Below are 25,132 nucleotides of genomic sequence, written 5' to 3'. Positions count from 1 at the left end.
TTCTTTTTCAAATGTCTTCAAACTTTATATCGTGTTTAAGCTTATTTTTTATGGCGTGTACTGTAACCACGTTTAGCCAGTTCCAGTTTTGCGATCATACCTTTATGCACTTCATCTGGTCCATCCGCCAAACGTAGGGCACGTGCCTGAGCAAAGAATCCGGTGAGTGGCGTATCACGGGAGATACCAGCACCACCGTGAATTTGTATGGCCATGTCCACTACTTTTTCTAATACACTTGGCGCAACCACTTTAATGGCCGAGATTTCAGTCAAAGCCGCCATATTCCCTAAAGTATCCATTTTATAGGCTGCATACAAGGTTAAAAGACGTGCCTGATCAATCGCGACCCGTGCTTCAGCAACACGTTCCAGATTACCACCCAGTTTTAAAATTTCTTTACCAAAGGCAGTCCGGCTCATACCGCGGTCAATCATCAGCTCCAAAGATTTTTCCGCAGCACCGATACAACGCATACAGTGGTGAATACGGCCTGGCCCGAGACGACCTTGAGCAATTTCAAAGCCTTGACCGGCACCACCAATAAAACTGGCAACTGGAACGCGGACATTTTCAAAACTGACTTCACCATGACCATGCGGTGCATCATAGTCGCCAAATACCGATAACATTCTTTCGATTTTCACACCCGCCGTATCGACAGGAACCAGAACCATGGAATGCTGATGATGACGGTCTTTGCTTTCATCTGGCGTATGCGCCATAAAAATAATGACTTTGGCATTAGGATCGCCCAGACCTGATGACCACCATTTACGGCCATTTAGAACAATTTCATCGCCTTCGATGACCGCCGTTGCTTGCATATTGGTCGCGTCACTAGAAGCCACCGCCGGTTCAGTCATACAAAATACAGAACGGATTTTGCCTTCAAGTAATGGCAGAAGCCATTGCTGTTTCTGTTCTTCAGAGCCATAACGCCAGAGGACTTCCATATTGCCGCTGTCTGGCGCATTACAGTTAAATACGGTCGGTGCAATCAGGCTACGGCCCGAAAGCTCGGCAATATGAGCATATTCATTGACTGATAAACCTTGGCCCAGTTCAGGACATGGCAGAAACATATTCCACAGCCCTGCTGCTTTGGCTTTGGCTTTTAAAGTTTCCAGTTCAGTCGGCCATTGCCATTTGGTCCAGTCACTGCCTTGATTTAACTCATGCACTTGCTGCCAAAAATCGGCTTCAACAGCTTCGATTTCATCTTTAATAAATTTTTTAGTCCGTTCAACATAGTCTTGCGCGCGTGCGGATAACTCAAACATGGCTATTTCCCTCTGGATATTTTGTATTCTGCTTTACAAGACCTTAACTTAAAAACTATTATGAATAAAATGATTTTAATCCATAGCTCATCATGCATAGCATTCATAATAAAACACTGATGGATATGAGTGTTTTCCATCGTATAGATATCAATTTATATCCACTTTTTGTCGCTATTTTTGAACAGAACAGTATTTCTAAAGCAGCACAGCGATTATGTATCACCCAATCTGCTGCTAGTCACGCTTTGCAGCGGCTCAGAAATCAGTTGCAGGATGATCTGTTCGTACGTTTTGGTGCAAAAATGCAACCCACGCCGTTTGCTGAACAGATTTATCCCGCCATTAAAAATGCCCTGATGACGATTCAAAGTATTTCTATTCAGCATCAACAATTTCAACCAAATATGGTGCAAAGTTTAAAAATTGCCGTACATGATGAAATTGAACCAATGATTTTTCCAAAGTTGGTGGCACATTTTCAGAAAATGAATCTGGATATTCAGTTTAGTAGCATCAAGCTGGATCGTAAAAATATCAGTGCTGACCTGGCGGCGCAGCAGGTCGATTTTGTCATGGATCTTGAGCAAAAACTGGGAGATAAAATTCAGTTTGAACCCTTAGTACAAGATGAATTTGTCGTCTGTACGCAGCAAAATAAAATTTCAGAACAATCCTATCTTTCCTCCCCACATATAGGCGTATCATCTCGCCGTACAGGTATCTTAATTGAAGATCTGTATTTGAGCCGTAAGCAGCTTTCAAGACAGATTTTTTTACGCTGTCAGCATTATTCAACTGCGTTGCAAATTTTGGAGCAATATCCCCAAGCGATGTTGACTATGCCACGCAATATCTTAGAACATTTACAGATAGCCAAAATTCTGAATTTTTTTGAAGTGCCTGTGCAACTGCCTAAGATTAATATGGGAATGTATTGGCACAAAGATTTACAGGAAAATAAGAGACATCAATTTTTGCGAAGCGAAATTAATAACATTTTTACTTAGGCTATTTTAAGTAGATATGAATTTTGCTTAGGCTATTCTAATGGTTGGTATTGTAGCCTGAAATGTCAGGCTCAACCTAAATTGCTTAGGCTATTTATAAATACAAAATGAAACACTGACTGTTTAGCTTTTGAACTCTAGTGCTTGGGGCTTTCCTCTACAATCATGCATCTGCTTGCTGTTGTTCTTCTACAGCTTCTTTTGATGATCTGGATTTTAGCTTGTTGCCTCTTTCTCCCACCTGGCAAATTGTGCTGGGTTTATTTGCCTTATGCTTTTCCTATTATTTGCTGCACAAACTCACCATTTACCTCAAGGATATATTTCGTCCCTTTAAAAAAGGACAGAAATACTGGTGTCGTGTTAAGGCGGTTAGCGATGGGGATACCCTCACCTGCTACCGTTTCAATATTAGACGTTCTGAAACCAGACTACGTTTTGCCTATGTGGATGCGCCAGAATCCAGCCAAAGCTATGGCAAAGAGTCACAGCGTCTAGTTAAAAGCATGGTGAAAAACAAAATAGTTCGCGTGAAAATTACAGATATTGACCGTTATGGTCGCTGCGTCGGCGTCGTTTACCGCTATCGTAAAAATATCAATGAAGAAATCGTGAAACGCGGCGCAGCATGGGTCTACGAAGATTATATTAAAGATAAAAACCATTTACGCTATATGCTGGACTTGCAAAACAAAGCCAAAAAACAGAAAAAAGGACTCTGGAAAAGTAGCCGACCTGTACGCCCAAGTGTGTATCGAAAACAGGTAAAATCCTAATCTTTGCTGATTTCTCTTCGCTATTAAAAAGTGATCCGGCTCGCCAGATCACTTTTTAATTTTTAAATCAATACGCCAGATGGACAAAAAACCTGAATGCGCCTGCAATTAAAGCCAGAGTAACGAAGCCTAAAATCCATAGGCCCACAAACCATAATATCTGCTTCCCTTTCATTGTTGCTCCTTAATGATAGCCATCATCCCCGACCCGCACTTTATGGCGGAATACCCAGTACGACACGCCGGTATAAATCAGAATGATTGGAATAAGTAATAAAGCACCAATTAAGGTAAATAATTGACTACTTTCTGGCGCTGCCGCCTCCCAGATGGTCACTGACGGTGGAATGATATAAGGCCAGAGACTGATCAGAAATCCGGTATAGGCCAGAAAAACCAGCACCAGCATGTACATGAATGGGCTAAGTTCCTTACGTTGTTTGCAGGCACGTAAAGCCAGCCAGGTAAATAACAGGACTAAGATCGGCACGGGCATGAGATACATAAATTGTGGCTGACTAAACCAGCGTTCCGCAATCTGCGGATGAGTCAGCGGCGTATAAATACTGACAGCGCCCAGGATAATCAATAAGGCGATAATCATTTTTGGCATTAGCTGATACATACGGTCTTGTAACTGATCGGCCGTTCTAAAAATCAGCCAGCCACAGCCTAAGGCAGCATACAGCACCATGACACTCAGACCGGTAAACAGGCTAAATGGTGTCAACCAGTCCAGCCCGCCGCCCGCATAAATGCCATTTCGGGTTTCAATTCCCTGAATATAAGCGCCTAAAATCACCCCTTGCAGGAAGCTGGTCAGCGCAGAACCACCAATAAAGGCTTTGTCCCACCAATGTTTACTGCGATTGGCCTTAAAACGGAATTCAAAAGCAACACCACGGAAGATCAGCGCAATCACCATCAGGATGATCGGCATATACAGTGCAGATAATACGGTGGAATAGACCAGCGGAAATGCTGCAAATAAACCTGCGCCACCCAATACCATCCAGGTTTCATTGCCATCCCAGACAGGCGCAACAGTATTCATCATCACATCACGGTCATCCTGATGCGGAAAAAACGGAAATAGAATGCCAATGCCCAGATCAAAACCATCCAGAATGACATAGATCAGGACACCAACGGCGATGATCACCACCCAAATCAATGACAAATCAATCATTTTTTATTCTCCTGATCTGCATTATCGGCCCCATCCTCAATACTCTCGCGAATACTGATCAATGGCCGGCGAGATGCCTGAATTACGTCACTATCAATTTCATGTGGGGGTGTAGAATGAATAAATTCCGGGCCTTTGTGCATGAGTCGCAACATATAATAAATACCGGCGCCAAAGACCACACAGTAGACCACGACAAAGATAATCAGGGTCAAGCCTACCTGCTCTGCCGATACCGGCGATAGGGCATCTTTGGTACGCATGATGCCATAGACCACCCAGGGTTGACGGCCAACCTCCGTCGTAAACCACCCAGCCAGCATGGCAATAAAACCGGAAGGCCCCATAATCAGGGCAAACCGATGTAATCCTCGGGATTCATAAAAGCGACCTTTTTTACGTGACCATGCCCCCCAGATTGCCAGCAGTAGCATCAACATTCCTAGCCCGACCATGATCCGAAAACTCCAGAACACGATTGCCGAATTAGGACGGTCTTCAGGTACAAAATCCTTTAAGCCGGTGACAGTACCGTCCATGGAATGTGTCAGGATCAAGCTGCCCAGATTAGGAATGGCGATGGCATATTTGGTTTCCTCAGCCTGCATATCTGGCAGTCCAAACAGATATAAAGGCATGCCGCCATCATGATTGGTTTCCCAATGACCTTCCATTGCCGCCAGTTTGGCGGGTTGATGTTCAAGCGTATTTAGACCATGTACATCACCCACCAAAACCTGTAGCGGCGCAAGTGCCAGAATCAGCCACATTGCCATGGAAAATGAAGTTTTGACCAAGGCATCACGACGGCCCTGAATAAGATGCCAGGCTGCTGTGGCTGCCACCAGCAATGCAGAAACCAAAAAGGCAGCAATGGCCATATGCGCCAAACGGTAGGGAAATGACGGGTTAAATACGATGGCGATCCAGTCTTTGGGGACAAACAGACCATTTTCGATGGCAAAGCCTTGCGGCGTTTGCATCCAGCTATTGGAGGATAAAATCCAGAACATCGAGATACAGGTGCCTACCGCGACCATCAAGGTCGAGAAAAAGTGTGCACGTGGCCCCACCCGTCCCCAGCCGAAGAGCATAATTCCCAAAAAGCCCGCTTCCAGAAAAAAGGCGGTAAGAACTTCATAGGCCAGTAATGGGCCAGTCACGCCACCTGCAATCCGGGAGAATTCACTCCAGTTGGTGCCGAACTGATAGCTCATGACCACGCCAGAGACCACGCCCATCCCAAATGCTACAGCGAAGATTTTCACCCAAAACTTAAACAGATCCCGATAAATCGGGTCTTGGGTTTTGAGCCAGCGCCATTCCAGAATCGCCAAAAAGCTGGCCAATCCGATTGAGATTGCAGGAAAAATAATATGAAAAGAGACAGTAAAGGCGAATTGTATTCGCGCTAACTCTAATGCGGTTAAACCCAGGGTCATACATTTCACCTATATATAATTATTTGTAGGAGCCTTGCTTAGATTTATTAGTGAAGTGTTTTTTCTTGGTCTTAGCTTAGGCTTAATTTGGCTTGGCAATATGTAGACTTTTGTCGGTTATTTTTTACTCAAGTTAACAATGTGTAAGCGCTATTTAATTAAATATGCAAGTGAATATTTAATTGAACGGTGACCACTTGTGTAATCCAAAAAATAGGCGTAAATTGGCTCTAAATTAGTTAGCCAGGTTAACTATATGCCTTCTGCCTCTCTTCCATTTCGCGCCTTGTTATTACGTTGTGCACGGTTACTCAGTGATGAAATCAATACGATTTTATTATCTTCACAGTTAAATTATTCCTTATGGCAAGTGCTGTATGTGATTCAGACGCATCAGCAATGTACCCTGATGAATATTTCTCATTATTTGAACGTATCTAAACCCAGCATCAGTAAACGTATCCAGAATTTAGTGGAACTCGGTCTAATTAGCCAACTCGAAACTGCAGACAAGCGTCAGAAGCTATTCACACTGAGTGAGCAAGGAGTCGAGACTTTTGCCCTGGGTTCCACACAGATTGAGGCATTTGAAAAGCAGTTGCTTGAGCAAATTGCCTCAGATGATATTGAAAGTAGTAAAAATATCTTGATGCAGCTCATTCAGCAGTTACAACCCGCTTCGCAGGATCGACTTTAATGAGCCAAGAACAAACGCCTTTATGGACTCCCAATTTTATTTTGATCAGTCTGGTGAATTTCCAGTCGGTGCTGGTGTTTTATTTGCTGGTGATTGTGATTGTCGGCTACTCGGTAGCAGAATTAGGTGCAACCACGGCACAGGCAGGGCTGGTTTCTGGCTTGTTTATTGTCGGTACCTTATTCGGCCGTCTTATTATCGGGAAACTGCTAAACCGTTTGGGCCTAAAAATTACGCTTGTGGCCGGTCTGACAGGTTTTCTGCTTTTTTCTGGCCTCTATCTGATTCCGGCCAAGCTGGAAATTTTACTGGGCATCCGTCTGATGCACGGTTTTATGATGGGTGTGGCCTCAACGGTATTAGGCACCGTGATTGCCCAGACCATTCCTGCGACTCGACGTGGTGAAGGCATTGGTTATTTTAGTATGAGCAGCACACTTGGCACAGCGATTGGCCCCTTCTTAGGCATCTGGCTAATGTCAAATTTTAACTATCAGGTGATTTTTGTTTTTACCAGTGTAGTCGCACTCAGCTGCCTGATTTGCAGCCTGTTTATTCAGCCGCCACAGATTAAAATAACGAATCCAGTCAATCATATAGAAAATCAATCATCTAGCAGACTGGCGCAATATATTGAACCCAAGGCTTTGCCGATTTCGATGATTGTTCTGATTGTGGCAACCTGCTATTCCGGCGTCTTATCTTTTATTCATTTCTATGCCAAAGAGATTAATTTAGTCGAAACGGCTTCTTTTTTCTTTCTGATGTATGCCATTGCGATTTTGCTTTCACGTCCATTTACCGGCCCGCTAATGGATCGTAAAGGTGAAAACATCATCATCTATCCGGCCATTGTGATTATGGCCTTAGGAATTTTATTACTCAGTCAGGCCCATAATGCTATGATGTTATTGGCCAGCGCCGCACTGCTTGGTTTTGGCTTTGGTAATCTCCAGTCCGTCTGTCAGACCATTGCGGTAAAAAGTACCAGTTTGCAGCGTATGGGGCTGGCGACTTCAACCTTCTTTATTGCGCTAGATGCAGGTTTGGGTTTTGGACCTTATTTCCTCGGCATGCTTCTGGATCAGATCGGTTATCGTCAGCTTTACCTGTACTCTGCTGTACTGACCATCAGCTGTCTGATCTGGTATTACCTGTTGCATGGCCGTAAAGCGGGGGAAATACAACCTTCTTATTAAACACTTCTAAAAGCGACGGCTAAAGCGGCGCCGATATTCCAACGGCGTCAAGCCAGTTTTTCTATGAAATAAACGGCGAAATGAACTTGGGTCCTGATAACCAATATTTTGCATGATCACATCCACCGCCTGATCGGTTTCTTCCAGACGTTTGCGTGCAGCTTCAATCCGGATCGCTTGCAGATACTGATTCGGCGGCAAGTCCAGTGCCTGTTTAAAATGGCGAATCAAGGTACGCGTGGTGACATTAAAACGTGTTGCGATATCATCCAAGCTAAAAGACTCATGAAAATGCTGCTCCAGCCAGTTCTGGACATTTTGCACCAGTTCATCATGATGCGGTTGTCCAATCTTGAGTAAGGAATAAGACAGCTGGCTATCGCGTCGATAATCAATCACAAAAGATTTGGCCGATTGCATGGCCACCTCAAAGCCATAAAAACGTTCAATCAGATGCAAACCTAAGTCGAACCAGGCCAGGCCACCACCCGCGCAATAGATATTCTGGTCGCGGCTAATCATCAGATCGGCATTCAATTTGACCTGCGGATAATGCTTCCGGAAAATATCTTGAAAGCCCCAATGCGTCGTTGCCACGCGATTATCTAAAATACCGGCTTCTGCCAGAAAGAAATTTCCGGTGCAATTTCCAGCAATTAAGGTCGAATCTGCATGAGCAGATTTTAGAAACTGGATCAGCTCAGGGTTTTGTTGCAATACATCCTGAATCGGTGCAGCTATGGTTGGCACCACCACAATATCTGCAGTTTGAATCTCTTGATAGGAACAATGTGCCTGTAATTCCAGACCATTAATACAACGAATCGGTTGTCCATCCGGACTGGCAATACTGACTTTAAACAGGCGCTGTACATCCTGCTGCTGAATGCGGTTCCAGCTCACACCGGCCATGGCAAATAAATCGACGACACCGGTAATGGCAGAAGCCAGAGCGCCATCAAAACCCAAAACTACAACTCGCTGCATCTTGATCTCATTGTCATTTTTTACCTGTTTGATGTCATTATTGACAATCCTGCTGAATAAAAGCAACTGTTAGTCTTGGCGCTATCTTAAGGATTTTACATTCAGGACAGTATCGTGACCCAGCTAATAAATGATAAAGATCTTAATTTTCTACTTTATGATGTCTTCAAACTTGAAGCTCTGACAAAACTGGAACGTTATCAGGAGCATGATAAAAATACCTTTGACAGTATTTTAGATACAGCCAAGGGTATCGCGACCGATTACTTTGCCCCGCATAATGCCAAAGCCGATCAGCATGAACCGAGCTTTGATGGGAAGCAGGTCAAAACCATTGCTGAAGTCAAAACGGCGTGGCAGCAGTTTGCCGAGGCCGGCCTGCTCTGTGCCCAGCATGATTATGAACATGGCGGTATGCAACTCCCGACTTTATTAAATATGGCCTGCAATGCCTATTTTATGGCGGCCAATCCTTCAACTGTTGCCTATTCTTTTCTGACTGCGGCGGCGGCAAATCTGATTCAAGCCTTTGCTTCACCGGAACAAAAACAGCTATTTTTACCGCATATGTTGAGCGGCCGCTTTGCCGGCACTATGGCCATGACCGAGCCGAATGTCGGTTCTTCTCTGGGTGATCTAACGACCAAAGCTATTCCTCTGGCAGATGGAACTTATAACATTAAAGGCCAGAAAATGTTTATTTCTGGTGGTGATCAGGATATTACCGAAAATATTATTCATCTAGTTCTGGCGCGGATTCAGGATGCACCGCAAGGGGTCAAAGGTATTTCCCTGTTCATTGTGCCGAAATTTAAAACCAATCCAGATGGCTCTATAGGTGAATCCAATGATGTACAGCTGGCTGGTTTACTGCACAAAATGGGTTATAGAGGAACGACTTCAACGGTTTTAAGCTTTGGCGAAAATGATGCTTGCTTAGGCTATTTGATTGGTGAAGCAGGTCATGGCTTAAAGTATATGTTTAAAATGATGAATGAGGCGCGTGTCGGCGTAGGCTTGGGCGCAGCCATGATTGGCTATCGCGGTTATCTGGAATCCTTAAACTATGCCAAAAACCGTCCGCAAGGTCGTCTTGCACATGAAAAATCGCCTGATTCCAAACCGGTCAATATTATTGAGCATAGTGATGTCAAACGTATGCTGCTGGCACAAAAAGCTTATGTCGAAGGATCACTGGCCCTGTGTTTATTTGCGGCGCGTCTGATTGATGAACATCAGGCAGCACATGATGAGGACAGTGCCCTCTTGCTTGATCTGATCACTCCAGTGGTCAAATCCTTCCCTTCAGCCTATGGCCCAAAAGCCAATGATCTGGCGATTCAGGTTTTGGGCGGCGCGGGTTATACCCGTGATTATCCGGTCGAACAATGCTACCGCGATAACCGCCTCAATCCGATTCATGAAGGCACGTATGGTATTCAGTCCCTGGATTTGCTTGGGCGTAAACTCTGGCAGCACAATGGCAAGGGACTCAGCCTGTTGATGCAACGCATCCAGCATACGTTGTCTGAGATTCAGAATCCCAAGTTAGTCGCACTGGCAGAAAGCTTTCAACAACATCTGGCTACCGTGCAAAAAACCACCCAGGTTTTAGGTCAGGCTCTGCATCAAGGCCAAATCAATGAAGCATTAGCCAACTCTGGGCTTTATTTAGACATGATGGGAAAAACCATGATTGCCTGGCTCTGCTTAGACATAGCGCAGCAGGCATATCTTAAATTTGGCAATTCCGATCAAAAAGAAGATCAGGACTTTTTGGCGGGCAAGTTTCAGGCAGCCCAATATTTTATCCGCTGGGAATTGCCTGAAATTGAACATCAGGCCAAGTTACTGATGAACTTTGATGATAGCTGCAGGAATATGCAAGCTGACTGGTTTTAAGGTTCATAGCTAAATAAAAATGCGCTGTAAGAAGTAATGCTGATCAGTTAAGGAGTTTAGAAACAGACTCTTTAATTTTTAGTCATTCAATGCGGAGTATTAATGTTATAAATCAAATTCTTGTAAATTATTTGTTACTTTGGTTTCGCCCAAATGAGAAGCGAAGCTTCGCAAGGAGGGCATCTTGCGGAGCAACACTCCTCACCGCAAAACTCGTCAGCCACCATCGACTAGTAAATTTGTCGCAGAAACAATCATTTTTAAATGTAGTCCTGCCTCAAACAGTTGCGGATGACTTTTTTATCTATCAGATATAATCATGAATTTGAAAAAGAAAATGCCAGTCAATTCCTTAACTGACTGGCATTAGCTGTAAGAAGCGCATTTTTTATTTAAAACTAGGTTTATGCTTCAGTACTTAAAATAAGTCCAAACTTTTTAAAAATTTTCTCACGTTTGCCTGGATGAATATTGGCCTTAGTCAGGTCACCCTGATAATGCTGATAGACCCGTTGGTCCATCATTTTGTACCATAACGGCGGAATTAAAGCCGGAATCAACATGGTGGCATAACCACTGGGTAATTCGGGTGCTTCATCAAAATGTCGCAGTGCCTGAAATGGGCGACTTGGAAAGGCATGATGGTCTGAATGACGCTGCAACTGGTACAAAAACAGATTGGTCACAATATTGTTATTATTCCAGCTATGTTCAGGCAAGGTCCGTTCATAACTGCCATCATCTTTTTCTGTGCGTTTCAAACCATAATGCTCAATATAATTGACGATTTCAAACAGAGTTACCCCATAAAAGGCCTGAGTCAGTGTATAAGGAATGAGCTTTTTACCATAAGCACTTAGCATCAAGGCATGGTAGCCTGCACTCATCGCCCAGCCATGAAACAGTTCATTTTCCTTGCTCAAAAATTTCAATCCTTTACGTTCCAGACGTTTCTTTTCAATCTGGATCGCTGACTTTAATCCGCCAAACACAGTGCGTGGCCAGAAACGGTAAAAAGACTCGCCCATTTGTGAAGATGCCGGATCTTCTGGCGTTGCCACCCGTTTATGATGCCCATAAGGATGTTCAATACGGAAATGATTATAGGCCAAAGGCATCAGGCTGGCATGCGACCAGTAATGGTCTTTTTTCTGCGGACGATGACTCAGTTCATGTGCCGTATTGACCGCAATGCCGTTAATCGCACCCATGGAAACTCCCAATAAGAGCTGATCCAGTATCGATACATTTGGACGTGTCACCACATAGCCGGCAAAAGCGTTGGCTGCCATTTGCAAGGGAATAAAGGCTTTTACAATCCGGTCATAATACGGATCTTTGACCAGCGCCTGAATCTGTTCGTCATTCGGATTGTTAGCATCATCGCCAATCAGGGCATCCAGAGTCGGAATAATCACATGCAATAATAAAGGCCCGCCCAAAGCAAAGACTTTTTTAGTCGCTTTGGGGCCAAAATGATAACCGGCCAAAATTCCCATTCCGATCACAGGCAAACCTGGGCTGAGCAACCAGCCAAAACGTTTTTTATCCAGCTTTACACCTTTTAGTGCTGACGCTTCCTGCGTAAACTGCGCTTTCTGGATTTGTGCAGGGGCATTCATTGCGAGCTTCCTTTTTTATGTTACTCTGCACTTATAGTTGAATATTTCAGCAACAGCGAACAGTATTCAACGTCCAGAAAACCTATGTCAGCGTCTTTGGCACATGCAGCCAAATTCTGGCCTAAAATCAAAAAGTTAAAAAATTTATAGTCAATTAAGTGAAATAAATAGAAGAATAGAGTTAGGCATGGATGCTTTGAGTAAAATTTTTGATGATATTCATTTGGCAAAATCTGAATATCTTTATCTGAATGTGTTTCATCCGAGCGGCTTTGACTATCAGCATGAGCCTTTTATGCTGGCTTATATCCTGTTACAAGGACAGGCACAATTAAAGTTCGCCAACGGCGATCTGCTCGAGCTGCAACAAGGTGATCTGGTACTCTTACCCGCAGGTTCTGCCCATCGCATTTCTTGCCCCGGCAGTGCCGATTTTTCTGAGCATCGTTCAATTAATGCTTATTTCCAGACCCATGCACAGCAATGTGTTGATCTTAATCGGGAGAGTTCAGCAGCACACAGCTTCATGCTCACCCTTCGTTCCAGTCTGGATATGCAGATGGCAAAACCTCTACTAAGTGCCTTACCTAAATATCTGCATATTCAGCATATTCTGGGCGACACCGCACCGGAATGGTTACAGGTCGGTTTGCAGTTTCTGGCGCTGGAAACCCAGCAGATGCGGCCGGGACGTGACAAGATTCTGGATCATCTGGTCAGTATTTTACTGATTGAATGTGTGCGGGATTATATTTTAAATCTGAAAAATGCCTCGAGCTGGCTGAATGCGCTCTCGCATCCGGAACTGTCCAATGCACTGGCTGCAATTCATGGCAAACCTGAGCAGTTCTGGACCGTAGAAAGTCTGGCTGAGCAATGTCATATGTCACGTTCCAAATTTGCCCAGCTCTTTACCCAGATTGTTGGTGAGCCGCCACTGGCTTATTTACAACAGCATCGCCTGCGACTGGCGGCACAATATTTGCGAAATAGCGGATTCAGCATTCAGCAAATTGCTTATTTGGTCGGTTATTCATCCGAGACAGCCTTCAGTCAAAGTTTTAAAAAACAGTTTGAACAGACGCCCACCCAGTACCGGCTGAATTGTTAGAACAATAACGTCAAATTACTGGATTAGCGCGAGCACGGCTTTGACCGGGTCTTCGCTATTACCAGACAATAGCTGCTTATGCATGGTGATATGCTGCATCACCTGAATTTGTGCAGTTTCAATATTCATTAGTTTTTCAATTTCAGCCGCCAGCTTTTCAGGCGTAGCATCGGCTTGAATCAGCTCCTGAATGACTTTTTTGCCGGCAATGATATTTGGTAGCGAATAATAAGGAATTTTGATGAGAAATTTCACCACATGATAAGTCAACCAATTCAGCTTATAGAAAGTCACCATCGGACGATGTAATAACATCGCTTCCAATGTCGCAGTACCTGACGCCAGCGCAATAATATTGGATGCATTCATGACCTGACGGCCGATTTTTGACTCGGTACCGCTGTTTTCCATTAAGCGGATTTGAATCTTTAGACTTTCAGGATAAGTCACCAGCAAGCGTTCTATCTGTTGCTTGCGCGCCTCATTAATTGCCGGAATCAGGAAAGTATAGTCCGGATATTTCTGATGCAGAATCTTGGCTGCATCCAGAACCAAAGGCCCCAAACGTTCAATCTCACCGCGGCGACTTCCCGGTAATAGTGCAATATGCTTCTGATTCGGATCAAGATTCAGTTCTTGTTTAGCATCGATAATCGGATTTTCAAGCGGCAACTGACTGGCCAGAGGATGACCCACAAAAGCGGCTGGCACATCCCATTTTTTAAAGAAGGTTTTTTCGAATGGGAATAAACACAGCACCAGATCAATGTTGGCCTTAATACCATGCACACGTCCCTGACGCCATGCCCAGACCGAAGGACTGACATATTGCACGGTCTTAATCGGCAACTGTTTTTGTTTAATGGTTTTCGACAGGCGCAGGTTAAAATCAGGTGCATCTATACCAATAAAAATATCGACAGGGTTTTTAGTCCAAGTTTCGACCAGCCCATCACGTACAGCAAAGAGTTTTTTAATATCCTTGAGAACTTCAACAATGCCCATCACCGATAAAACATCCATCGGATAATAGCTTTTAAAGCCTTCTGCGATCATTTGTGGACCACCGATGCCTTCAAATTCGGCATCAATCCCTTGCTCACGAAAACAGCGAATCAACTTTGCGCCAAGCGTATCTCCAGAGACCTCACCGACCACGATTCCAATTTTTAGTTTTCGATTTAGCAAGTGAGTTCCCTCTCAGATCCGTATTGAACTGTATTTAATCGTAATTCTAACATAAAGCTGGGTTTATGCCTGAATAAGCAGTGAGCATCTTATATTTTAAGAAAGGTATGCTTTAGAATTACTTAGCCTACTCTTAATCTTCCCTGATGATTTTTTCTATTGAAGTGGTTTTCCTGATTCATCTTCATTTTCAGGCAGATCAAAGTGTCCTTTAAAATAAGTGACCGGTCTTTCACGTTATTTTCTATAGCGAGGATGAACATGAAACTTCATTTAATTTTAAGCCCAGTGCTTTATCTTTTTTATGCATAAGTAAATCAATAATCAAGACAACGACTTATATCCAAAAGTCATAAGATATCCACGTTTTTTGATTTTGGCATATATGCATGTTTGGTCCGATTGAGTTTATTTTAGCAGGTGTGTTGGTAGGTTTTTGTGTTGGAGTAACCGGTGTCGGTGGTGGCTCATTGATGACACCCATTCTGATCAGCCTATTCCGGATTGAACCCCACATTGCAATTGGTACGGATCTGCTCTATGCCGCGATTTCAAAATTCTGCGGTTCTTTTGTGCATGCCAAAAAAATGAATATTGTCTGGCCAATTGTGATCTGGCTGGCAGTAGGCAGTATTCCAGCATCTTTTGCCACGCATTGGGTACTCGACAACTATTTAAGCCAATCGACACATTACAAGGCCGTCCTGACCATGGTATTGGGCTTTATGCTGACCATTACCGGCTTGTCTATTCTGTTCCGCACCCAGATCGAAAATCTTTTCAACAAATACCGAAAACAAGAACTGCCAGATATGACGCAGGATCTGGAAAAAGTAAAACTGCAAGCCAAGGAAAAGCGCATCGCTATCATGATTATGGGCGTTATCTTGGGCATCTTTGTCACCCTCTCTTCAGTCGGTGCAGGTGCATTTGGCATCATGGCTTTAGTGGTGATGTTCCCGAATCTGCCGATGATTCGTATCATTGGCTCAGACGTGGTGCATGCCGTGTTACTGACGCTGGTTGCAGGCTTGGGGCATATGTCATCAGGCAATGTCGATTTCATGCTGCTCATGTGGTTATTGGTGGGCTCTATTCCCGCGATTATTGTTGGTACTTTGCTCAGTTCACGGATGCCAGAAAAACTGATTCGCAAAATTTTAGGCATTACCTTATTTGGGCTCGGCCTGAATTTCATGCTTAACCCTGTAAAATCAAAACCGGCTCAACCTGCCGAAACAGCGATGGTCGTCATGAGCCAGAATTCCCAGTCCGTTTAATTTAACTATGCGATTCATCACTTTTTTTTCAAAGAAGTATTCATCTTTTTTATAACAAAGTGACGCATCATTCATGTTATATTCGGGCTATTAAACAACCTTTTGTATGATCGAACCAGTGACGGCAATGAATACACAACAGTCAAATCCCATTTCAGCATCAGATATTGATGACGTGAATATCCACAGCATGATTCCTTTGGTAACCCCTGCTGAGCTTAAAGCAGAATTACCTTTGACTGAAACTGCTTATCAAACCGTACTGCATGGTCGTGAAACGATTCGTAAAATCCTGGATGGTGAAGACAAACGCCTGTTCGTTGTCATCGGCCCCTGTTCTATTCATGATCCTGCGGCTGCACACGAATATGCTGAACGCTTAAAAGTGTTAAGCGAAAAAGTTAAAGACAGCTTATACATCGTGATGCGGGTTTATTTTGAAAAACCACGTACCACAGTGGGCTGGAAAGGCCTGATCAACGATCCGGATATGAACGACTCGTTCAATATCGAAAAAGGTCTGCGTATCGGTCGTAAGCTGTTACTTGAACTGAATGAAATAGGTTTACCATGTGCCACTGAAGCACTTGATCCGAACTCACCGCAGTATTATCAAGACCTGATTTCATGGTCAGCCATCGGTGCACGTACGACTGAAAGCCAGACGCATCGTGAAATGTCTTCAGGTCTGTCTTCACCAGTCGGCTTTAAAAACGGGACGGACGGCGGTTTAACCGTGGCAACCAATGCGATGCAATCGGTCAAACATGGTCACAGCTTCCTCGGTCTAAATGATCAAGGTCAGGTCGCTGTGATCCGTACTTCAGGCAACCCGTATGCCCACGTGGTACTGCGTGGCGGTAATGGTAAGCCTAACTATGATGCCGGCTCGGTCGCAGATGCGGAAGCCGCATTAGCCAAGGCCAAAGTCAGCACCAAAATCATGATTGATGCCAGCCATGCCAACTCAAACAAAGACCCGTACCTGCAACCGCTTGTACTCAAAAATATTTCCGAACAAATTCTTGATGGAAACAAGTCAATTGTTGGTATTATGGTAGAAAGTCATCTTAAAGGCGGTCGTCAGGACATTCCTACGAACCTTTGTGATATGGAGTATGGCCAATCAGTCACTGATGGCTGTATCGACTGGGAAACGACTGAAAAAGTCTTACTCGACATGCATGAGGCATTAAAAGATACTTTAGCTAATCGTTAAATGATCTGACAAACGCCATCGCCAAGATGGCGTTTGCATTTCTGAACAAGGAAATTTTATCTGATGAATGATATTGAAACAGCATTAAGCCAGATTGATAATTTTCAGTTTATACATGACCATTTATTTACATCCGGTCAACCGACAACTGAGCAGCTGCAGCTGATTAAAGAATACGGTGTGTCTACGGTCATCAATGTAGCATTAACAGATAACGACCAATATCTGCCACATGAAGATAAAATTTGCCTTGAGCTGGGCCTGAACTATATCCAGTTACCGATTTCATGGGAAACCCCTTCAGACAATCAATGTTTACTGGTACTCGAGCTGATCAATCACCTGATTAAGGAACAGATGGTCTGGGTACACTGTTCACAAAACTATCATGTCAGCTGTCTGATGTATTTATATCGTCAATACTATATGGACGTGGATCTTCCTACGGCGCATGAACATTTGCATCAAATCTGGGAACCGAATGAAACCTGGACAGGTCTCATGCATGCAGTTGCCCTACAGCTGCAAGGCCGTAAAGCAACCCAGGAACTGGAACGATCCCTGATTAATCCAAATTATTTTGTCTGAGCCTATTTATTATGGCTCAACAGCACGGTTGCCATAGATAAAATACCTTCCTGACGACCGGTAAAACCGAGCTGCTCAGTGGTAGTGGCTTTAATACTGATTTGAGTGACATCGACATTGAGCACATCTGCGATACTTTGACGCATGGCCAGATTGTGTTTCGCCAGTTTTGGACGTTCACAGGCGACGGTAATATCAGCATTGTTCAGCTGATAGCCACGATCCAGAATTAACTGATAAACCTGCTTCAACAATACCCGGCTATCCGCACCTTTAAAATCCGGATCGGTATCCGGAAAATGCTGGCCAATATCTCCAAGTGCCAACGCGCCCAACAATGCATCACAGAGTGCATGCAGAATCACATCACCATCCGAATGTGCTTTCAGACCGTGCGTATGCGGAATTTGAATGCCGGCCAAAGTGACAAACTCACCCTCTTCAAATGCGTGCACATCCAGACCCTGACCAATACGAATTTGTGCGATCACCTTATACATCCTTTAGAAATAGCCCATTGAAATCTTGTACACTTGCTTTCTATTTCGCTATAGTTAGACCAAGCGTAACACAGTGAAAGTATAAGCGATCATGCTACTGAAAACTGATATAAATATGTTGAAAATAATTGGCCTGATGCTCGGCCTGGGGATGATATCTGCGGGTAGTTCAGCGAACCCACTCGACTGTAACAACGACAGCAAAAAAACAGCGGCCATGAATAAAGTCTGCTCAGTAGCGCTGTCCGAAGCTCGGGAAAAACTCGCTGACCAATACTTGACCGCTTTTTTAATTACTGATGCCCCCGTTCGCTTATTGCAAGACACCCAACAGTTATGGGCAAATCGGTTACAGCAATGCAAAACGCTGGACTGTTTTAAACAGCAGTTTGAATGGCGCCTCGATGATTTAAATATCTATATTTCACTGAATCAAAGCCTAACTCAGCATTATATTAAGTTCGAGCAGGGACAAATGGCCAAACAGCCTGTGCATATCAAGATTCATCAACTGACTAAAGACCGCATCAAGATTGAAGGTCTGGCCTATCGCAATCCCAATAACCGGGCCGAAACGCAGACTGTTCCATTTTTAGCCTATACCACGCCTGCAGCAAAAGAACAGATCATGGATAATGAAAATGACTGCCGCTATGAGTTTAACTATAGTAAAGCGATTCTAGCCGTCAACACTCAGCAAAAAGGTTGTGAACGTTTTACTGGGGTTTATCGCTTATATGATTGATTCAATTTAAAAAATATTAAAAACTTAACCTTATATAAAATGAGAAATTTGATGTAAAAAATAGCCCGCATGCGGGCCATCAATTTAAGCAGGATAGTATTGAGCAATTTCCTTGCTAATCAGTGCAGCCGTTGCAGCCGACAAGGTCCAGCCCAGATGACCATGGCCGGTATTATAAAATACCCGCTCATGTTTACCACGGCGCACCACAGGCATCATATTTGGCATCATCGGGCGTAAGCCAGCCCAAGGTACGACATGCTCGGTACACAGATCAAAGTTACGATTGCTCCAGTCAATCAGTGGTTGAATCCGGTCTGCACGAATATCCCGGTTATAGCCATTAAACTCGGCGGTTCCTGCGACTCGTAAACGATCCTTACCCAGACGTGACAAGACAATTTTGGCACTTTCATCGAGCAAGCTGACCCATGGTGCATTGTTTTGGCTCTGTTCATCATTCAGCTGCACGGTAATTGAATAACCTTTGACCGGATAAACATTGACTCGTTCCTCTAAAATCTCGGCCAATTGATAACTGCCCACACCCGCACACACCACAATGGCATCTGCATTAATTTCCAGAATGTCATCTGTAGAATGATGTACATTTTCAGTACTGGGTTTGCATTTCACCCGAATATGTTGAGCCTGATGATCGACGGCAAAGACATCTTGGCCAAATTCAAATTTCACGCCTTTTTGCATGCAGGCTTTGGCCAGTCCTGTACTGAATTTATGAATATCTCCGGTCGCATCGCTCTGGCAGTAAAATCCGGCATAGTAATCGCCTGTTAATGCAGGTTCGATCTGCTTGATTTCCGCATTGGAAATGGCATTGCGCTCCAGTCCGCCGCTACACAACAGGTCATTGACCTTGATCGCGACATCGTAATCCGTCTTGTTATGATAAAAATGTAAAATGCCGCGTTTTTCCAGATCAAAATCAATCTGTTCTGTTTGGGCAATTTCATACAAACGTGCTCTGGCCAATAAAGCCAAACGTACAGTCTCTCGGGTATTGGCTTCATAATGTTTGATATTTCCCAAAAATTCCATGAGCCAACTATATTTATGCACACTAAAAGAAGGATTGAGCAAAAGTGGTGCAGTTTTTTGAGACATCCATTTGATACCTTTGAGTACCGTAGCTTTCTGGTTCCATACTTCGGCATTACAGGCTGAAAGCTGGCCGCCATTGGCAAAAGAAGTTTCCATGGCCGGATAGAGATGTCGATCTATCACAGTCACCTGATAGCCTGCCAAAGCAAGCTCATACGCTGTGGTTACCCCAGTAATACCCGCCCCAATCACCACGACATGACACATAGACACCTCCTTGATTATATTGATGTCTTTTCCCATCTGTCATGTGTACCTGAGAGCTTCGGTCGCTGCATTGCACATCAATGCGAGCACCTTCCCCTTCGGTGAGTGATTGAACACTTCTCTCCAGAGTTTTTATCCATTATCACAGTCCTTTTGCCTGAGAGTTTCCTGGGAACTTGCTCCTTCGGCGAACGCAGAAGCATTTCTCTCCTGCAATAATGTTTTATTATCATGAGCAATTTATATACCATTTTATTCAATAAGACAGTTTTTATTTATGTGAGTTCACGTGAATCAATTTGTAATTACTGTTCCGAATTAAACTGAGTTATTGCTGCTGACTGATATTGCCCATCTACCAAATTTTTAGATTTCACTTTTGCTCTATTCAGCGAGATACAACAGATTCTAAACTTTATAAGATTTTAGGATTGATTTGATTTTGGCGCTTAAATAGAACCTTTATTGCTTAGGCTATTTTAATGGTTCAAAGCATAGAGAGTTTAAATTCAGGATTTAGATCTTATATCATCTATTTGAGAATCAAGGAATTTTAAATAATCCAGGAAAGTACCAATATTAAGCTTCCCGCCGCTACGACGGTTTGTACACTAATGATGCTCGCCATTAACTGGCTATCGCCGCCATATACCCGGGTTAACACATAAGACGCTGAGGCGGTAGGTAAGGCAAAGAACAATACCAATACTTGCGTGGTGAATGTATCAATCTGGAAAATTTTACAGACTAAAAATGCAATCAGCGGCATTCCAAACAGGCGACCAAAGGTCATCAGACTGAGTGGCAATACATCTCGCTGAAAGCCCTGAAACTTTAAGGCTGCTCCTACACACATCAGACCGAGTGGCAAACTGCATAGTGCAATCTGTTTAAGAAATTGCTCTGCTCCTGCCCAGAGTGCCAAACCGGAAAGATTAAACACACCACCCACCATACAGCCTAAAATTAATGGATTTTTAGACAAATCCAGAATGATTTTTTTCAGCTGCATATCGTGACTGCGGGTAAATGCCAGTACCGATAAGATATTCACCAAAGGAATACACAACACCATGATCACAGCGAAGATGGTCATGCCCTGCTGATGAAATAAGCTACTGACCGCAGCAAGTCCGATATAGGTATTGAAGCGCAACAAGCCCTGAACATAGACGCCAAAACGCGCATAAGATATCTGGTACATATGGCGCAAGATATACAGTACGATACTGACCACGATCATGATACTAAATACCACCAGTACCACATCCTGAATCACATTCATCTGAATCTTGGCAGTGGCCAGATTTAAAAATAACATCACTGGAAATAGTGCATAATAATTTAACTTTTCTGCACCGCGCCAAAAGTCTTCACTCAACCATTGCCCATGCTTAAGCAAATAGCCAAAGCTGATCAAGCCAATAAGAGGAAATAAAGAAGTTAAAATAATTTGCAGCATGTGCCATCCTGGTCTGTTTCCCGTCTATTTTTCAACACCCTTTAGACGGTGCACAAAAACTAGCATATTTAATGGCTGTTTCACCAATTAATTTAAGAAGTAAAATGCTTGAATTTTCATCAACTCATTATATTGATCTGATCATTTTTTCTAAAATCAGTAAATGTAATGGAATCAAAGGCTCTCCGACATTTTGATCTAGTGGATATGCCTCGATCTTTTCAGTCAGCTGATAGCCCCGGCGCTGATAATAAGCAATCAATTCTGTACGGACATTCAATACTGACATGCGAATCACTTTCTTCTGATACGTTTCAAGAATATAAGACTCAGCAAAATCTAGTAACTGCTTTCCATAACCTGAGTTTTGTTGGTCTGGATCAATGGCAAAACTTCCAATTTCCATAGAGTCATCGAATTCAGTCAGCCCAATACAGCCAATGATCTGATCATGATTCTCTAATACAAAAAGCTTAACGTTGCTCTGCACCAAGAGACTCACTACTTGATCACGATTGATCCGTTGACCAGCAACCATCTTATGTTCATGTGTCCAGCCATGATTGGAACGATAAGCTGTGTTGATCAATACAACAATGTTCTGGATATCTGTAGTTTTTGCCAAGCGAATATTGTTATTTTTCATTATATAAATATAAAAAAAAGCCAGACCGAAGTCTGACTCTAATCGTATCCGCTTCAGATGAAAAGCGAATTATTTTGGTTCAATCGGCTCAAAAGGCGCAACTACATCGGCATTTTGCGCACGATGACGCATAAAGTGATCCATCAGCACAATCGCCAGCATCGCTTCTGCAATTGGTGTCGCACGCACGCCCACACAAGGATCATGACGGCCTTTGGTCAACACGTCTGTATCTTCACGATCGATATTAATGGTTTTACCCGGAGTAGTGATTGAAGCCGTTGGTTTCAGTGCAATCGCGACACGAATGTCCTGACCGCTAGAAATACCGCCTAAAATACCACCGGCATGGTTTGCCAGAAAACCGTCTGTTGTTAACTCATCACGTGTTTCATGACCAAATTGCTCAGCGACGCCAAAACCATCACCAATTTCAACGCCTTTGACCGCGTTAATCGACATCATGGCATGCGCAATATCTGCATCTAAACGATCGAAGACCGGTTCACCCCAACCCACAGGTACTTTAGACGCAATAATTTCAAGTTTTGCACCGCAGCTGGTGCCTTGTTCACGTAGTGAAGTCACGAGCGCTTCAAAACGTGGCACGGCATCAGCATCACCACAGAAGAATGGATTATTTGGCACTTCATTCCAGTCCAGTTTTTCTGCTTTTTCAGTACCAATTTGTGTGACATGGCCACGAATTTCAATGCCAAATTTCTCTAACAGGAATTTCTTGGCAATGGCACCCGCTGCCACACGCATCACTGTTTCACGCGCGCTTGAGCGGCCACCACCACGATAATCACGGAAACCGTACTTCTGGGTATAGGTATAGTCTGCATGACCCGGACGGAAAGTTTGCGCGATATTGCCATAATCTTTCGATTTCTGATCCGTATTACGAATCAAGAGCCCGATCGATGTTCCAGTGGTTTTACCCTCAAACACACCAGAAATAATTTCTACTTCATCCGGCTCTTTACGCTGGGTGGCAAATTTCGATGTACCCGGCTTACGACGGTCCAAATCTTTTTGCAAATCGGCTTCACACAGCTCAATACCCGGTGGAACCCCATCAACGATGGCCATCAGGCCCACACCGTGAGATTCACCACAAGTCGTCACACGGAACAGTTGCCCTATACTATTACCTGCCATGTCACACGACTCCTTATGCTTGAATAGACTGAATGAATAAATCGCGGTAAGTACGGCATTGCTGTGCAGTGAGTGCAAAGATACCTGAACCACCTTTCTGGAATTGTAACCAGTAGAAATCGACTGAATTGAAGTTCTGTTTCATCGCCCATTCCGAGTTACCGACTTCAATGACAATAAGACCGTCTTCAGTCAGGTAATCTGCAGCTTGTGCCAACATTTTACGTACAAGGTCCAAACCATCCTGACCCGCAGCCAATGCCATTTCAGGTTCGTGATGGAACTCATCGGGAAGATCAGCCATATCTTCTGCATCCACATATGGTGGGTTCGATACGATTAAATCATATTGATTTTCAGCAGGAATTTTTTCAAACAGGTCAGACTCAAGCAAGGCCACATTAAACTGTTGGTTATGATGTTCACAGTTAATTTGTGCTACTTCTAAAGCATCCTTAGATAAATCAGTGGCATCGACTTCGGCTTCCGGAAAAGCATAAGCCAGAGCAATCGCGATACAACCTGAACCTGTACACATATCTAAAATACGGCGAGGCATTTTTGGATCTGGATTTTCAGGTAGATTGTTTACCCCTTCACGAGCCTGATAATTTTCATCCAGACAGTAAGGTGCAAAACGATTTTGAATCAGTTCAGCAATCGGTGAACGTGGAATCAGTACACGCTCATCCACGTAATAAGGTTTATCGTCAAAGTAGGCTAAATTCAATAAATATGAAGTTGGCATACGCTCATTGATACGGCGCTCCAACAATCCTAAAAATTCAGCTTTTTCACTTGGGAGTAATTTTGCCTCGAGAATTTCAGCATCCGCTTTCCATTCCAATGACATACTTTGTAATACCAATGCTGAACTTTCAGCAAAATAATCTTCTGTACCTTGGCCTAAGTGCGCATCATATTGACGTAATGCTGTCACACCAAAGCGGATAAAATCACGAATTGTGCTTAGGTTTTCAGCGGCTTCCTGAATATGTTCAGGGCTAATAGTCGGTCGATCCACGTAGGGCGTCTCCAAGGTCATTTTTTTAAACGCCTTATGATACCTTGTTTTGCCTGCTTTTATAATGCTAAAAGTATGAAAAACACGAATTCTCTAGGCTCATAAAAATGATAAAATTCGTGTTTTTTTTACCCAATCCTCAACCTGTCATTCTAGTTTTTTCAGAGCAAGTTCAGACAATTCAAACTATGCCTCATGTGGTGATTTATCGTGAACCTGGTGCATAGGAGCGGGATTGATAAAGATTTGCCTGATCCATAATCAAGGCCAGCATACATTGACCTTGTTGCTGTTTGGCATATTTTCCAGACACTCTTAAATTACATTGCTGCGACAGTTTACGTTCCCAAAGCACATGCTGACTGCGGATGGCCGCGGTCTGATTCGGATTCAGCTTTAGATAATTTTTATAGCTTTTCTTCAGACGTTTGTTGTGTAGTTTCAGCTCTTTCTTTAGGCATTTCTCTGCTTTAGCGGTATTACCATAACTAAAGTTCATACACTGCGAATATTCCTTGGAATATCCTACAGCAGCCTGAGTCTGAACTGCACTACCCGCAAAAACTGCAACCAAAAACCATGCAAGACGCATAAAATCCCCTTTACCTAAACTGGTATAATTCCAATAAATGTTTAACAATCTAGGACTTACGCACTATTATTTATAGATTCTCTGTGGTAGCAGATGATTTTTATCGAGAATAAAGTCATCAATGAAGTTTTTGATAACTGGTCTAAATAATTTCTTCTGCCAACGATATACATTTTC

General features: G+C 43.5%; 24 protein-coding genes, 1 pseudogene and 1 riboswitch. Of the genes and pseudogenes, 10 read left to right on the top strand and 15 right to left on the bottom strand.

The features are described 5' to 3' along the window. Window positions 1-41 precede the first annotated feature (41 nt). Window positions 42-1,283, bottom strand: coding sequence for an acyl-CoA dehydrogenase family protein (locus FTU82_RS03415; RefSeq protein WP_180085357.1), 1,242 nt, complete (start codon window positions 1,281-1,283; stop codon window positions 42-44). 92 nt (window positions 1,284-1,375) lie between these two features. On the opposite strand from FTU82_RS03415, the gene FTU82_RS03410 reads away from it, so the two are divergent. Together FTU82_RS03410 and FTU82_RS03405 are read left to right on the top strand one after the other, a co-directional pair. Next, window positions 1,376-2,293: a LysR family transcriptional regulator gene (locus FTU82_RS03410; protein WP_074382731.1), complete on the top strand. Its 918-nt coding sequence runs from the start codon at window positions 1,376-1,378 to the stop codon at window positions 2,291-2,293. Window positions 2,294-2,514: 221 nt separating this feature from the next. Further along, on the top strand, window positions 2,515-3,069 hold the full coding sequence (locus FTU82_RS03405; protein ID WP_005170726.1) for a thermonuclease family protein: 555 nt from the start codon (window positions 2,515-2,517) through the stop codon (window positions 3,067-3,069). A 67-nt stretch (window positions 3,070-3,136) separates the two neighbouring features. Here FTU82_RS03405 and FTU82_RS16135 read toward each other — a convergent pair whose 3' ends face one another. Genes FTU82_RS16135 through FTU82_RS03395 form a run of 3 tightly spaced genes read right to left on the bottom strand, consistent with a single transcriptional unit; the run spans window position 3,137 to window position 5,700 of the window. Continuing rightward, window positions 3,137-3,244 carry a DUF2474 domain-containing protein gene (locus FTU82_RS16135; RefSeq protein ID WP_100328576.1) on the bottom strand — a complete coding sequence of 36 codons (108 nt, stop codon included), beginning with the start codon at window positions 3,242-3,244 and terminating at the stop codon, window positions 3,137-3,139. Window positions 3,245-3,253: 9 nt separating this feature from the next. Beyond that, window positions 3,254-4,258: a cytochrome d ubiquinol oxidase subunit II gene (gene cydB, locus FTU82_RS03400; RefSeq protein WP_005097023.1), complete on the bottom strand. Its 1,005-nt coding sequence runs from the start codon at window positions 4,256-4,258 to the stop codon at window positions 3,254-3,256. Next, complete coding sequence (locus FTU82_RS03395) at window positions 4,255-5,700, bottom strand: cytochrome ubiquinol oxidase subunit I (RefSeq protein WP_180101019.1); 1,446 nt, start codon at window positions 5,698-5,700, stop codon at window positions 4,255-4,257. The genes cydB and FTU82_RS03395 overlap by 4 nt, the downstream gene beginning before the upstream one ends. Before the next feature lie 256 nt (window positions 5,701-5,956). Between FTU82_RS03395 and FTU82_RS03390 the strand changes: the two genes are divergently transcribed. After that, entirely contained in the window at window positions 5,957-6,397 is a 441-nt protein-coding gene (locus FTU82_RS03390; protein ID WP_159138084.1) for a MarR family winged helix-turn-helix transcriptional regulator, read from the top strand. Beyond that, window positions 6,397-7,596: an MFS transporter gene (locus tag FTU82_RS03385; protein WP_180085353.1), complete on the top strand. Its 1,200-nt coding sequence runs from the start codon at window positions 6,397-6,399 to the stop codon at window positions 7,594-7,596. The genes FTU82_RS03390 and FTU82_RS03385 overlap by 1 nt, the downstream gene beginning before the upstream one ends. A 6-nt stretch (window positions 7,597-7,602) precedes the next feature. On the opposite strand, the gene FTU82_RS03380 is transcribed toward FTU82_RS03385, so the two are convergent. After that, entirely contained in the window at window positions 7,603-8,583 is a 981-nt protein-coding gene (locus tag FTU82_RS03380; RefSeq protein WP_180085351.1) for a GlxA family transcriptional regulator, read from the bottom strand. A gap of 114 nt (window positions 8,584-8,697) precedes the next feature. Between FTU82_RS03380 and FTU82_RS03375 the strand changes: the two genes are divergently transcribed. Continuing rightward, window positions 8,698-10,485 carry an acyl-CoA dehydrogenase gene (locus FTU82_RS03375; RefSeq protein ID WP_180085349.1) on the top strand — a complete coding sequence of 596 codons (1,788 nt, stop codon included), beginning with the start codon at window positions 8,698-8,700 and terminating at the stop codon, window positions 10,483-10,485. A 404-nt stretch (window positions 10,486-10,889) separates the two neighbouring features. Here the strand turns inward: FTU82_RS03375 and FTU82_RS03370 are convergent, their stop codons facing one another. Beyond that, entirely contained in the window at window positions 10,890-12,107 is a 1,218-nt protein-coding gene (locus FTU82_RS03370) for an alkane 1-monooxygenase (protein ID WP_005170714.1), read from the bottom strand. 187 nt (window positions 12,108-12,294) lie between these two features. On the opposite strand from FTU82_RS03370, the gene FTU82_RS03365 reads away from it, so the two are divergent. Further along, window positions 12,295-13,218 (top strand): AraC family transcriptional regulator, encoded by a 924-nt coding sequence (locus FTU82_RS03365; protein WP_180085347.1) that lies wholly within the window; start codon window positions 12,295-12,297, stop codon window positions 13,216-13,218. 15 nt (window positions 13,219-13,233) lie between these two features. Here the strand turns inward: FTU82_RS03365 and lpxB are convergent, their stop codons facing one another. After that, window positions 13,234-14,406 carry a lipid-A-disaccharide synthase gene (gene lpxB / locus FTU82_RS03360; RefSeq protein ID WP_005097031.1) on the bottom strand — a complete coding sequence of 391 codons (1,173 nt, stop codon included), beginning with the start codon at window positions 14,404-14,406 and terminating at the stop codon, window positions 13,234-13,236. 389 nt (window positions 14,407-14,795) lie between these two features. Here lpxB and FTU82_RS03355 point away from each other — a divergent pair, with 389 nt between their 5' ends. From FTU82_RS03355 to FTU82_RS03345, 3 genes are all read left to right on the top strand, one after another. Then, window positions 14,796-15,686, top strand: coding sequence for a sulfite exporter TauE/SafE family protein (locus FTU82_RS03355; protein ID WP_005097034.1), 891 nt, complete (start codon window positions 14,796-14,798; stop codon window positions 15,684-15,686). A gap of 127 nt (window positions 15,687-15,813) precedes the next feature. Beyond that, a complete protein-coding gene (locus tag FTU82_RS03350) occupies window positions 15,814-16,905 on the top strand; it encodes a 3-deoxy-7-phosphoheptulonate synthase (protein WP_180000403.1) in 1,092 nt (363 codons plus the stop codon). A gap of 63 nt (window positions 16,906-16,968) precedes the next feature. Beyond that, window positions 16,969-17,493 carry a protein tyrosine phosphatase family protein gene (locus FTU82_RS03345; RefSeq protein ID WP_100535153.1) on the top strand — a complete coding sequence of 175 codons (525 nt, stop codon included), beginning with the start codon at window positions 16,969-16,971 and terminating at the stop codon, window positions 17,491-17,493. A 2-nt stretch (window positions 17,494-17,495) separates the two neighbouring features. On the opposite strand, the gene ispF is transcribed toward FTU82_RS03345, so the two are convergent. Further along, window positions 17,496-17,984: a 2-C-methyl-D-erythritol 2,4-cyclodiphosphate synthase gene (gene ispF / locus FTU82_RS03340; protein WP_005170695.1), complete on the bottom strand. Its 489-nt coding sequence runs from the start codon at window positions 17,982-17,984 to the stop codon at window positions 17,496-17,498. A 100-nt stretch (window positions 17,985-18,084) separates the two neighbouring features. On the opposite strand from ispF, the gene FTU82_RS03335 reads away from it, so the two are divergent. Further along, entirely contained in the window at window positions 18,085-18,738 is a 654-nt protein-coding gene (locus FTU82_RS03335; protein WP_005097039.1) for a hypothetical protein, read from the top strand. Window positions 18,739-18,822: 84 nt separating this feature from the next. Here the strand turns inward: FTU82_RS03335 and FTU82_RS03330 are convergent, their stop codons facing one another. From FTU82_RS03330 to FTU82_RS03300, 7 genes and pseudogenes are all read right to left on the bottom strand, one after another. Next, window positions 18,823-20,067: a D-amino acid dehydrogenase gene (locus tag FTU82_RS03330; protein WP_180001435.1), complete on the bottom strand. Its 1,245-nt coding sequence runs from the start codon at window positions 20,065-20,067 to the stop codon at window positions 18,823-18,825. 135 nt (window positions 20,068-20,202) lie between these two features. Next, a riboswitch (glycine riboswitch) is annotated at window positions 20,203-20,290 on the bottom strand. Window positions 20,291-20,620: 330 nt separating this feature from the next. Beyond that, complete coding sequence (locus tag FTU82_RS03325; RefSeq protein ID WP_180085345.1) at window positions 20,621-21,529, bottom strand: AEC family transporter; 909 nt, start codon at window positions 21,527-21,529, stop codon at window positions 20,621-20,623. Between the two features lie 127 nt (window positions 21,530-21,656). Beyond that, window positions 21,657-22,175: a GNAT family N-acetyltransferase gene (locus FTU82_RS03320; RefSeq protein WP_180085343.1), complete on the bottom strand. Its 519-nt coding sequence runs from the start codon at window positions 22,173-22,175 to the stop codon at window positions 21,657-21,659. Window positions 22,176-22,244: 69 nt separating this feature from the next. Further along, window positions 22,245-23,339 carry a chorismate synthase gene (gene aroC / locus FTU82_RS03315; protein ID WP_180085341.1) on the bottom strand — a complete coding sequence of 365 codons (1,095 nt, stop codon included), beginning with the start codon at window positions 23,337-23,339 and terminating at the stop codon, window positions 22,245-22,247. Window positions 23,340-23,352: 13 nt separating this feature from the next. Beyond that, entirely contained in the window at window positions 23,353-24,363 is a 1,011-nt protein-coding gene (prmB, locus tag FTU82_RS03310) for a 50S ribosomal protein L3 N(5)-glutamine methyltransferase (RefSeq protein ID WP_034609000.1), read from the bottom strand. 205 nt (window positions 24,364-24,568) lie between these two features. Continuing rightward, on the bottom strand, window positions 24,569-24,955 hold the full coding sequence (locus tag FTU82_RS03305) for a hypothetical protein (protein ID WP_005097047.1): 387 nt from the start codon (window positions 24,953-24,955) through the stop codon (window positions 24,569-24,571). Window positions 24,956-25,021: 66 nt separating this feature from the next. Continuing rightward, window positions 25,022-25,132: pseudogene (locus FTU82_RS03300) on the bottom strand (IS701 family transposase); the annotation flags it as partial.

Origin of the sequence: Acinetobacter sp. YH12151 (assembly GCF_013418355.1) — a bacterium.
Classification (GTDB): domain Bacteria; phylum Pseudomonadota; class Gammaproteobacteria; order Pseudomonadales; family Moraxellaceae; genus Acinetobacter; species Acinetobacter pseudolwoffii.
This window is presented reverse-complemented; position numbering and strand designations above follow the sequence as displayed.

Bases quoted from the DNA above. Each gene is read 5' to 3' on its own strand.
- FTU82_RS03410 (WP_074382731.1), top strand. From the start codon at position 1,376: ATGCATAGCATTCATAATAAAACACTGATGGATATGAGTGTTTTCCAT.
- FTU82_RS03320 (WP_180085343.1), bottom strand. From the start codon at position 22,175: ATGAAAAATAACAATATTCGCTTGGCAAAAACTACAGATATCCAGAAC.
- FTU82_RS16135 (WP_100328576.1), bottom strand. From the start codon at position 3,244: ATGAAAGGGAAGCAGATATTATGGTTTGTGGGCCTATGGATTTTAGGC.
- FTU82_RS03415 (WP_180085357.1), bottom strand. From the start codon at position 1,283: ATGTTTGAGTTATCCGCACGCGCGCAAGACTATGTTGAACGGACTAAA.
- FTU82_RS03385 (WP_180085353.1), top strand. From the start codon at position 6,397: ATGAGCCAAGAACAAACGCCTTTATGGACTCCCAATTTTATTTTGATC.
- FTU82_RS03355 (WP_005097034.1), top strand. From the start codon at position 14,796: ATGTTTGGTCCGATTGAGTTTATTTTAGCAGGTGTGTTGGTAGGTTTT.
- FTU82_RS03390 (WP_159138084.1), top strand. From the start codon at position 5,957: ATGCCTTCTGCCTCTCTTCCATTTCGCGCCTTGTTATTACGTTGTGCA.
- FTU82_RS03330 (WP_180001435.1), bottom strand. From the start codon at position 20,067: ATGTGTCATGTCGTGGTGATTGGGGCGGGTATTACTGGGGTAACCACA.
- FTU82_RS03305 (WP_005097047.1), bottom strand. From the start codon at position 24,955: ATGCGTCTTGCATGGTTTTTGGTTGCAGTTTTTGCGGGTAGTGCAGTT.
- FTU82_RS03365 (WP_180085347.1), top strand. From the start codon at position 12,295: ATGGATGCTTTGAGTAAAATTTTTGATGATATTCATTTGGCAAAATCT.
- FTU82_RS03345 (WP_100535153.1), top strand. From the start codon at position 16,969: ATGAATGATATTGAAACAGCATTAAGCCAGATTGATAATTTTCAGTTT.
- FTU82_RS03350 (WP_180000403.1), top strand. From the start codon at position 15,814: ATGAATACACAACAGTCAAATCCCATTTCAGCATCAGATATTGATGAC.
- FTU82_RS03395 (WP_180101019.1), bottom strand. From the start codon at position 5,700: ATGACCCTGGGTTTAACCGCATTAGAGTTAGCGCGAATACAATTCGCC.
- aroC (WP_180085341.1), bottom strand. From the start codon at position 23,339: ATGGCAGGTAATAGTATAGGGCAACTGTTCCGTGTGACGACTTGTGGT.
- FTU82_RS03370 (WP_005170714.1), bottom strand. From the start codon at position 12,107: ATGAATGCCCCTGCACAAATCCAGAAAGCGCAGTTTACGCAGGAAGCG.
- cydB (WP_005097023.1), bottom strand. From the start codon at position 4,258: ATGATTGATTTGTCATTGATTTGGGTGGTGATCATCGCCGTTGGTGTC.
- FTU82_RS03325 (WP_180085345.1), bottom strand. From the start codon at position 21,529: ATGCTGCAAATTATTTTAACTTCTTTATTTCCTCTTATTGGCTTGATC.
- FTU82_RS03380 (WP_180085351.1), bottom strand. From the start codon at position 8,583: ATGCAGCGAGTTGTAGTTTTGGGTTTTGATGGCGCTCTGGCTTCTGCC.
- FTU82_RS03335 (WP_005097039.1), top strand. From the start codon at position 18,085: ATGCTACTGAAAACTGATATAAATATGTTGAAAATAATTGGCCTGATG.